Annotated in this window: 6 protein-coding genes; 5 read left to right on the top strand and 1 reads right to left on the bottom strand. The window is 47.5% G+C overall.

Going from position 1 to position 9,866, the window contains the following annotated elements; translation table 11 throughout:
* Positions 1-105: 105 nt before the first annotated feature.
* Positions 106-840: a phosphoadenylyl-sulfate reductase gene (locus QUA27_RS21395; protein ID WP_333070280.1), complete on the bottom strand. Its 735-nt coding sequence runs from the start codon at positions 838-840 to the stop codon at positions 106-108.
* Positions 841-1,060: 220 nt separating this feature from the next.
* Between QUA27_RS21395 and QUA27_RS21390 the strand changes: the two genes are divergently transcribed.
* The 5 genes from QUA27_RS21390 to QUA27_RS21370 all read left to right on the top strand — a co-directional run.
* Positions 1,061-1,222, top strand: coding sequence for a hypothetical protein (locus tag QUA27_RS21390; protein ID WP_333070277.1), 162 nt, complete (start codon positions 1,061-1,063; stop codon positions 1,220-1,222).
* A 551-nt stretch (positions 1,223-1,773) separates the two neighbouring features.
* Positions 1,774-2,139 carry a response regulator transcription factor gene (locus QUA27_RS21385; RefSeq protein ID WP_333036442.1) on the top strand — a complete coding sequence of 122 codons (366 nt, stop codon included), beginning with the start codon at positions 1,774-1,776 and terminating at the stop codon, positions 2,137-2,139.
* Between the two features lie 257 nt (positions 2,140-2,396).
* On the top strand, positions 2,397-2,900 hold the full coding sequence (locus QUA27_RS21380; protein ID WP_333070276.1) for a chemotaxis protein CheW: 504 nt from the start codon (positions 2,397-2,399) through the stop codon (positions 2,898-2,900).
* A gap of 90 nt (positions 2,901-2,990) precedes the next feature.
* Positions 2,991-8,783 carry a methyl-accepting chemotaxis protein gene (locus tag QUA27_RS21375; protein WP_333070274.1) on the top strand — a complete coding sequence of 1,931 codons (5,793 nt, stop codon included), beginning with the start codon at positions 2,991-2,993 and terminating at the stop codon, positions 8,781-8,783.
* A 252-nt stretch (positions 8,784-9,035) separates the two neighbouring features.
* Positions 9,036-9,866: Hpt domain-containing protein (locus QUA27_RS21370; protein WP_333070273.1), on the top strand; the 831-nt coding region annotated here is incomplete at its 3' end.

Below are 9,866 nucleotides of genomic sequence, written 5' to 3'. Positions count from 1 at the left end.
CGGCTACGATTTATGTGAACTGCATTTATTTTTGGGTAAGGTGCGCCTAGCGCACCCTACTATTTGTTTGGTGAGCCTACGGCACCTTACTCCTTGAGTGATTTACTATGTTTGTGCGTTACCAGCGTGCAAACCGCATTCTTTTACGGTCGCTTCTTCCCACCACCAGCGACCTTCGCGTTCGTGTTGGTTCGGCAATATCGGCTTCGTACAAGGTTCGCAACCAATACTTACAAAACCGCGTTCGTGCAACTTGTTGTAAGGCACCTCCAAAGCGCGAATGTATTCCCAAACCTCTGCCGAAGACCAGTTTGCTAAGGGGTTGAATTTAATTAATTCATGGTCGGGAGTGGAGAATGCAGTGTCAACTTCAATAACTGGAATACCGTTGCGGGTACTGGGACTTTGGTCTTTCCGCTGACCAGTAATCCAAGCATCGAGAGTATTCAGTTTGCGGCGCAGCGGCTTGACTTTCCGCACGCCGCAGCATTCTTTGTGACCATCTTGATAAAAACTAAACAATCCCTTTTCTTCTACTAGGGCTTGTACTTCAGCAGCATCGGGAAACATTACTTCTAATTTAATGCCGTAATGTTTTCTGACTTCATCCAAAAACTGATAAGTTTCTGAGTGCAATCGTCCGGTGTCTAGGGTAAAAACGCGGAAATTTTTGGTTATTTTTGAGGCAAGATCGATCAGAACTACGTCTTCAGCCCCGCTGAAAGAAATGGAGATATTGTCAAAATTTTCTAGGGCAAATTTGAGAATGTCTCGCGGTGTTTTTTGACTGTATTCTGCTTCTAGCGCGGCAATGTTGAGATTTCTTTGGATGGCAACCATATTTTCGGGTTTTCGGTGTTCTTTTCCTCTAGCCCTTTATTATAGCCGATCGCCGTCTCTCCCTCACCGACTAATTTTACCATCAAGCAATTTCGTCCGGGACTGCCGGATTCATCCGTGAAGCGAGAAAAAAGCTCCGACTGCTCATCACCAGCCCCCGGATTTATCAGTGTGAGCGCTTCTTCAATTCTGAAACCTAAAATCTAAAATCTAAAATCGATTGACCGCATCTTGCAGCAGTCTTTTCGGCTGGGTCCACAATCAATCTCAAGGATGGCGATCGCCTGCTGGTAGTAGTTCTGATGAACCCAACACTTCTCTACTGGGTAAAATAGGACTGCCGGGCGGTCCATTGAATTTGCCCCCAAATTATAAATCATAGACAATAAAAATTTTTAATAAATGTCATTATTACCATCCTCAATTTTGACTTGTATAATTTATAAAAAAATAGCGCTTACTAAGCGATATTTTGCTGTTTTTTAAAGTCAAAAAAATTGAGTAGCAGTAAAAATACCGCTATTACTACTTTTCAATTACTGTTAATGGCGCTAATTAAAAAAATACTCTTCATTCTTGAGACCATGCTCTAAAGTAGCTGAGTGGAATAAAGCTAAAACAATATTATATAAAGAAAATCCGGCTTTGGTCTTCCCATCGCTCCTTCTACTAAGACCTGTTGGTTTCCAAATCGCGAATTACCGATAATCAATTACTAATTACCGATTAATTTATTCAGGATGATTCCTTTAGCAAAGTAAATTTGTATCGTTTTTTATCGCTGACAGCTAACCTTCAGCCATACGATCGGCTATATTGTATTTGGAAGTACATTAATTTGTCGGCAAAGCGGTCTAGTCCCATCGCCGCCGGTCGCGCCAGCTTCTAAATAAACGTAGTCCGCTGTCAATAACAGCAAGGAAGTGTGGAATCATGTCAAAAATTTTAGTAGTGGACGACGTTAAGACCGAACTAGAAATCATCTGCCGCATTCTTCAAGATGCCGGACTGGATGTGATGCGGGCAGGCGACGGCGAAGAAGCGATCGCCATGATCCGCAAAACCCCTCCGGCTTTGGTCGTTTTAGATGTAGTGATGCCGCGAATGAACGGGTTTGAAGTGATCAGAGAATTGCGGGGCGATCGCGCAACTGCCAAATTGCCCGTAGTATTTTGTACTCATAAAAACACCGAGATCGATAAAGCTTGGGGAACCGATTTAGGCGCCGACGCTTACGTTAGCAAACCCTTTGAACCTCAGCAACTGGTCCACATAGTGCAGCGTCTGCTTTCGGCGTAATCCGAATATAAAGTCATCGGCAGCTTTCCAAAAAACCTTATACCGACAAACCCCGTTTTTATTAAATAAACTGGGTTTTGGAATTCCATAAAAGTTTATGTTTAATGATAGCAACCTGCTTATTTGCCAATCGGCGATTTATTTAACAGAAAGATTTGACGCATCAAAACTGATCCAGAAAAACTAGATCGGCGATCGGCTTTAAGGTCAAAGCAAAATTCTAATTTGTAAGCTACACTATAAACTAAAAATAAGCCATGAAAAGAACTGCTCCCCCTGCTGGGGGGAATCAGACAAGTGGAACAAAGCAATTTCTCCTGTTCGGTCAAGGAGGCAGTCTGTTCGCCATAGACTTAGAGGCAGTCCGGGAAGTCCTTTCCCTCAATGAACAACCGATTTCCCTGGTTCCCAACACCCTGCCATTTTTGCTGGGATTAACCAACTTGCGGGGCGAAATCTTAGCCGCAGCAGACTTCGGACTGTTCGTCGGTATTGAATCGGTTGACATCCACCACCCAAACAGCCGCATCTTAGTTGTAGAAGCCCCCGATCCACGAGACGTGAGATTGTTGTCGAGAATCAGCCTGGGATTAGCCGTCTCCCGCGTCGAAGGAGTTTTACCTCTCAATCCCGATCGCATTGTCTCAGCACTAGATGTGAGTCCCGACCTCGCTCCATTCTTAAAAGGTCTGTACAATTCCGAAGGACGCTTGCTAATGATTGTCGATGTAGAAGCGATCGCCCATTCCGAACGCTGGTAAAAAGCAACCATACAGGTAAGTCTACAACTGCTTTCCATCAATAATTTTAACTAACGATCGCCCGCATCCGATTTGCCCATCCTTAATTTTATGATCAAAATTCTCTATACCTCGATCGCAACGACTTTAACCCTGACGTTGCCTGACTTCTCCCAATCGGTGCTAGCTGGAGCTGCTAATTCCATCATTTGTGTGTGTTACTTTGCCATCGCCTGGATAATCAGCTTAGGTTTGTGGCGAAACCGTCAATTCGGGTTGGACATCTTCGCCACAGCCACAGCAGCCATATTTTGGACCTGCGCTTTCGGCCACAGCGGCCACGCCGCCGAATACCTAGGGCTGCCCCACTCTCCAGTGGCACAAACTGTGTTCGATTGGATCACTGTAATGGCGGCGCTCGTTTTTTTGAGTTTGTCCAACCGCTACGGATTCTTAGTAGGTTCCACCCGCATCCTTAACGCTAAAAAAGAAACAGAACAAGCACTGACCGAAACTAACCAGCGATTTCACGCAATCTTCGACCAAGCTTTTCAAGCGATCACATTATTGGAGCCAGACGGTACTGTGATCGAAGCAAATCAGACAGCGCTAGAAGTGGGCGATTTCCAAGCATCAGAAGTGCTGGGGCTGAAATTTTGGCTGACACCTTGGTGGGCCTCAACTCCAACCAACCAGCAGCGCCTAAAAACGAACATTAAACAAGTTTCGGCAGGTAATTTTGTCCGGGAAGAATACGAAATCATCGGCCCCAATAACCATGTGACAGTAATGGACGTGTCGTTTAAGCCACTGTTAAATGCAACAGGAGAAATATTTCAAATCCTCGCCGAAGGTCGGGACATTACCCAGCGCAAACAGGCAGAAGCCGCATTGCAGCAACTAACCGCAGAACTAGAGCAGCGAGTGAATGAAAGAACCGAGCAGCTCCTGCAAACTAACGCACAAATGGAACAGGAAATTCGCGATCGCACGGCAGTCCAAGAGCAATTAAAAGCCTCAGAACAATTCTTAAACAACATCCTCAACAGCATCCCCGACCCGATTTATGTCAAAGACCAACAGCACCGCTGGGTAACATTAAATGATGCCTTTTGTCAATCCATAGGTCACAGCCGAGAAGAACTAATTGGCAGATCCTACGACCAGTTTTTGCCCAAAGAGGAAGCACAGAAATATCGAGAAAAAGACGAATTAGTTTTCTTGACAAATACCAGCAGCGAAATCCAAAAAACCATCACAGACCCAGCAGGAAACACCCGCCTTTTCTCCGCCAAAAAATCTACCTTTGTAGATGCCTGTGGCAGCAAAATTCTTGTCTGCGCCATGACAGAGATCACCAAGCGCGTGCAAATGGAAGAACAACTGCGACAGACACTGGCAGAAGCAGAAAGCTCCCAAAATTTGCTGCGTACAGTCATTGACGCTACCCCAGACTGCATCTTTGTCAAAGATCGAAACTTGCGCTACACGCTAGTCAATGCAGGTTTCGCCGCCGCCTTCGGCAAAACTCAAGCAGAAATTATCGGCAAAGACGACGCAGAAATCGGCATATCGGTCGATCGAATCTTTGGCAGTTTCCCAGCCGAAACCGATTCCCAGAACCAAATCCAAAACTTCCGGGCCGGCAACCACCTCGCGCCCGGTTCCAACTATTTAGCCACCTTAGCCGACGGCAAAGTACATAGCTTCGACACCCAGAAATTGCCTCTCCAAGATACAGAAGGCAACATTTTAGGAATGCTGTGCTTCGCACGCGACATCACACAGCGCCGCAAATCAGAACAAGAACTATTGCGGTTCAAAGCAATTTTAGAAACCACAACAGACTGGGTAGGCATAGCCGACACCCAACAGCGCACCATTTATCTCAACCGTGCCGCGAGAGAAATATTGAGAGTTGGCGAAAACGCAGATTTAGCCGGATTCAGCATTTCCGACCTGACATCGCCCAAAAGTATCGACACTCTTATCAACGTCGGCATCCCCGCAGCTTGCCGGGACGGGGCGTGGAGCGGCGAGGCAATGTGGCGAACTTTAGACGGCAAAGAAATACCAGTTTCTCAAGTAATTATTGCTCACAAATCCGAGAAGGGAGAAATTGAATTTCTGTCAACGATCGCCCGCAACATTACAGAAAGCAAGCGCACAGAAGAAGCCTTGCAGCAGAACTTGCAAATGCTCGATCTGGCAAGCGACGCCTTGATCGTGCGCGATCTCGACGGCACGATTAATTATTGGAATCAGGGAGCCGAACGGATGTACGGCTGGACAAAAAAAGAAGCGTTGGGGAAACTCACCCATATTCTATTGCACAGCATTTTTTCCCAGCCTGTAGCAGCTATATTGGCACAGTTAGAAGAGCAAGATTATTGGGAAGGAGAAGTAATTCACACCACTCATTATGACACCCAAATCACCGTATTCAGCCGCTGGAATTTGCAGCGAGACGAACAGGGAAAACCCAAAGCAATTTTAGAAACTAACAACGATATCACGGAGCGCAAGCAAGCAGAAATCGAAAAGCAAAGATTGATTGCAATCGTAGAAAGCAGCTCGGATTTTATCGGCACTGCAACCCTGGAGGGACAGGGAACATACCTGAATTTCGCTGGCATGAAATTAGTAGGATTGTCAAATATTGAAGAAGTCAAAAGCAAAAGTATATATGACTTCTTCTCCCCAGAAAATGCTAAAACTTTAAAAGAAGAAATCGTGCCGACTACTATGCGAGACGGTTTTTGGCAGGGTGAATTCCGCTTGAGGAACTTTCAAACCGGCGAAGACTTTCCGGTTGACTTCACACTATTTACAGTCAAACACCCAGAAACCGACGAGCCTATGGGGTTGGCAACAGTTACTCGCGACATCAGCGATCGCAAACGTGCAGAAGAGATGCTGCGCGATCGCGAAAGACTGTTCCGAGCCATTTTCGACCAATCGTTCCAATTAGTGGGGCTGCTCAAACCAGACGGAACCGTTTTGGAAGCCAACCAAACAGCCCTCGCCGTCGCTGGACTGCAGCGCGAAGACTTCGTAGGCACCCAGTTTGCCGAGAATCTGTGGTGGCAAATTTCCCCAGAAGCCAAGCAAAAAGTGCAAGATGCGGTCGCAAAAGCCGCCGCCGGCGAATTTGTCCGCTACGAAGCCGACGTGCTCGTTGCTGGGGGTGCTGTGATGACTGTGGACTTCTCCCTCAAGCCGATCGTAGACGACAGCGGCAAAGTCGTGCTGCTGATTCCCGAAGCTCGCGACATCAGCGATCGCAAAGCCCTAGAACGAGAATTAGTTTTGCGTCAAACCCGCTTTGACGCCTTTTTCAAAGCCGCCCCGGCCTCCATGTTTATTTTTGACGACCAGTTGCGGTTCGTGCAAGCCAACGAAAGTTTGGCCCAAACTACCGGCGTTTCAGTTGCCGAACACCTCGGCAAGACCGTCAGGGAAGTTATACCGGAAATGGTTGATACTCTACAGCCGATTTTGCAGGGCGTTCTGGCAAACAACCAGCCGCTTTTAAACATTGAGGTGTCGGGTACAACTCTCAACCAACCGGTCGCGATCCGAGATTGGCTGGCGTCTTACTTTCCTTTGCCCGGATCTGACGGTAAACCAATCGGTGTCGGCGGTGTGGCGATCGAAATTACCGATCGCAAAAAAGCAGAAGTAGAGCGCGATCGATTTTTTACCCTTTCCCTAGACTTGATTTGTATTATAGATTTTGACGGCAAATTCAAGCGCATCAATCCCGCTTGGGTAACAACCCTCGGCTACAAGGCGCATGAACTTGAAGACAACTATTATATCGATTTAGTCCATCCAGACGATCGCGAAGCAACCCAAGAAGAAGCAGCAAAAGTAGCCAGGGGCTGCGAAGTAAAGTCTTTTGAAAATCGCTACCGCTGCAAAGACGGTTCCTACAGATGGCTGTCGTGGAAAGTGCGACCTGAAACCGAACAACAGCTCATGTATGCAGTCGCACGCGACGTTACCGAAAGCAAACACGCGATGGTGCAATTAGAAACAACAACAGCCCAATTAGCGAGTTCCGAAGACCAATTTCGCCAGCAAAGCAATCTCTTGGAATTGCTAATAAACAGCATTGGCGACGGCATAATTGCTGCCGACGAAAATAACAATTTTCTTTTGTTCAACCCCGCTGCCGAAGATATGTTTGGCATGGGTGCGACAGATTCTATTCTCAATGAATGGTCGGCAAAATACGGTTTATTCTTGCCCGATACCGTAACTCCCTATCCCCCAGCCGAAATACCTTTAGCGCGCACGGTTCGAGGAGAAGTAGTTGACGACGCAGACCTTTTCACCCGCCACCCAGGCAAGCCAGAGGGCCTGTGGGTGAAAGTTAACGGCCGGCCGCTCAAAGACGAAACGGGGGCCCTTAAAGGCGGCGTAATAGTGTGCCGCAACGTCACCGAACAAAGAGTATCCCAGCAGCGAATGCAGCAGTTAGCTGAGGCACAGGAACGCTTGCTGCAAGAACTCAAAACTCGGCAGAATGCTCTCGATGAATCGGCGATCGTCAGCGAAACCGATCTCCAAGGCATGATTACCTACGTCAACGACCGATTCATTGAAATATCCGGTTACAGCATGGGAGAACTCCTGCACCGCAACCACCGCATAGTCAATTCCGGCTACCATCCCAAATCATTTTTTGAAGAAATGTGGGTGACACTTTCTCGCGGTTTGGTGTGGAAAGGGGAAATCAAAAACCGGCGCAAAGATGGCTCGTTTTACTGGGTAGATTCGACGATATCCCCCATTTTTGATACCACTGGCACAATAGTCAAATATATCGCCATTCGCTTTGACATCACTGAGCGCAAAGAGGCAGAAGAACGACTAGAAAAATTGGCAGCCGAACGTAAAGCTGAAGCTGATTCTCTGACTCAGCAAGTCCTTAAATTGTTGGGAGAAATTAAAGGCGCTGCTCAAGGCGACTTGACAGTCAGGGCCGAAGTGACTAACGACGTTTTAGGTGCTGTCGCCGACTCTTTCAACTTCTTAATCGGTTCTCTGCGGAAAGTGGTAACGGGAATTCAAACTTTAGCCGAACAGGTAACATCTGCCACCGGCGAGTCGATTAACAATACCAGTCAACTCACTCAACAGGCGGAAATTCAAGCAGCAAAAATATCTGCCATCATGCGGGAAATCGAGCGGATTGTGAACTCGATCCGCGACGTGCGAGATGTTTCGGTGCGCGCCGAAACAGTTGCCCAGCAGTCTTCTCAAACGGCTGAAGTCGGCGGTCTGGCGGTCGATCGAGCTGTCGAAGGCATTAACGGACTCCGGGTGACGATCGCCTCTACCTCAAAAATGATGAAGCGTTTGGGCGAATCTTCGCAGCAAATTGGCAAAATTGTGACTTCGATTTCTCAACTTGCTTCGCAAACTAATTTATTAGCTCTGAATGCTACTATTGAGGCTGCCCGAGCCGGCGAACAAGGTTTAGGCTTTGCAGTTGTCGCCGAAGAAGTGCGGAAATTAGCAGAAAGATCGGCCGGCGCTACTGAGGAAATCTCCGAAATTGTCGGTACAATTCAAGAAGAAATCAGCCGCGTGATGAAGGCAATGGAATCGGGGACGCTGGAGGTAGTGGAAGGCACTAAGCTGGCAAGCGAAGCTAAAACTCACCTCAATGCCATCATCGAAGTTAGTCGAGAAATGAATGCTTTGGTGCAGAATATTACTCGCGCATCTGCCAAGCAAACTGTTTCGGCTGAGGAAGTTTCTAACAGTATGCAGCAAGTCAACGAGATTGCTAATACGACTGCACAAAAAGGTGCGGATGTCAAGGCTTCTTTGGACGATCTGTCTGGTTCGGTCAGCAAATTGCAAAAGTCGGTAGCGAATTTCCGCAGTTAGTCAGTTGACAGTTGAGTGTTGACAGTTGAGTGTTGACAGTTGACTGTTATACGACTCACTAATAACTATCGTTGTTGTCGGGGCGGGTTGACAAATATCCTGAATGCAAATTTATAGATAATCGTGAACCCGCCATGGCAACAATTACAGTTAAATAACGGGACATCATATATAAAAAAACTGCCCACAGTTAACAGTCAACAGTCAACAATCAACAGTTAACTGTCAACAGACAACAGACAACAGACTAATATGAATGATGACGATTTAAACGAATTAATTGATGCTTTTACCGCAGAATGCGAAGAGTTTCTCCAGTTAATGGAGACGAACCTGCTGGCGATGGAAGCTGCGGGGTTGAAAGAGCGACAAGCGGCAGTTAAAGAAATGTTTCGGGCGGCTCACTCGATTAAAGGTGCAGGTTCGATGTTGGGCTTTCAAAACGTATCGACGGCGGCTCACACGCTGGAGGACTGTTTTGTCATTTTGCGCGATCGCACAGACTTGTCGGTTCTGGAACCGACTACTGTGAGTGTTTTGCTGCAAGGCGTGGATGCTCTCAAAAACATTGCCCTCGAATCAATTCAACACTCGGATGTCACAACTCCCGATCAAACCGAAAACTTGGAGGCGATCGCCCAAATTTTCGCTGAGTTCGAGGCCAAGTACGGCAAGCCAGAACAGTCGCCAGTCCCCGCAGCCAGCCAATCGGCCGCCCCGGAAACCCTGAAACTGATTTTTGAACACGATGTACTCCCACTCTTCAATCGCCTGGAAACCGACCTTTCCCAAGCTTCTGAGGCAGATTTGGCAAAAAGCGTGACCGCCCTCAACCAGGTTTACTATCAACTCTCCGGTTTGGCTGGAATGCTGCAATTGCCGGATTTTGGGAAAGTCGCCGAACCCCTCAGAGATTTGATCGACTCTCCAGACTTGACTCTACAACGGTTGCAATCCGAGGGTTGGGCGATCGCCCAAAACTTGCAAACCGCACGCCAACAAATATTGGAAGGAAGGGCGATCGACATCCCCTCCATCTCCCCCTCCCCGACTCCCCCCGACTCCCCCACACCCCCCGACTCC

Source organism: Microcoleus harperi Pol14_C6 (genome assembly GCF_036701295.1).
Lineage (GTDB): Bacteria > Cyanobacteriota > Cyanobacteriia > Cyanobacteriales > Microcoleaceae > Microcoleus.
Note: the sequence above shows the minus strand (reverse complement) of the source record. Positions and strands in the feature narration are given on the sequence as shown.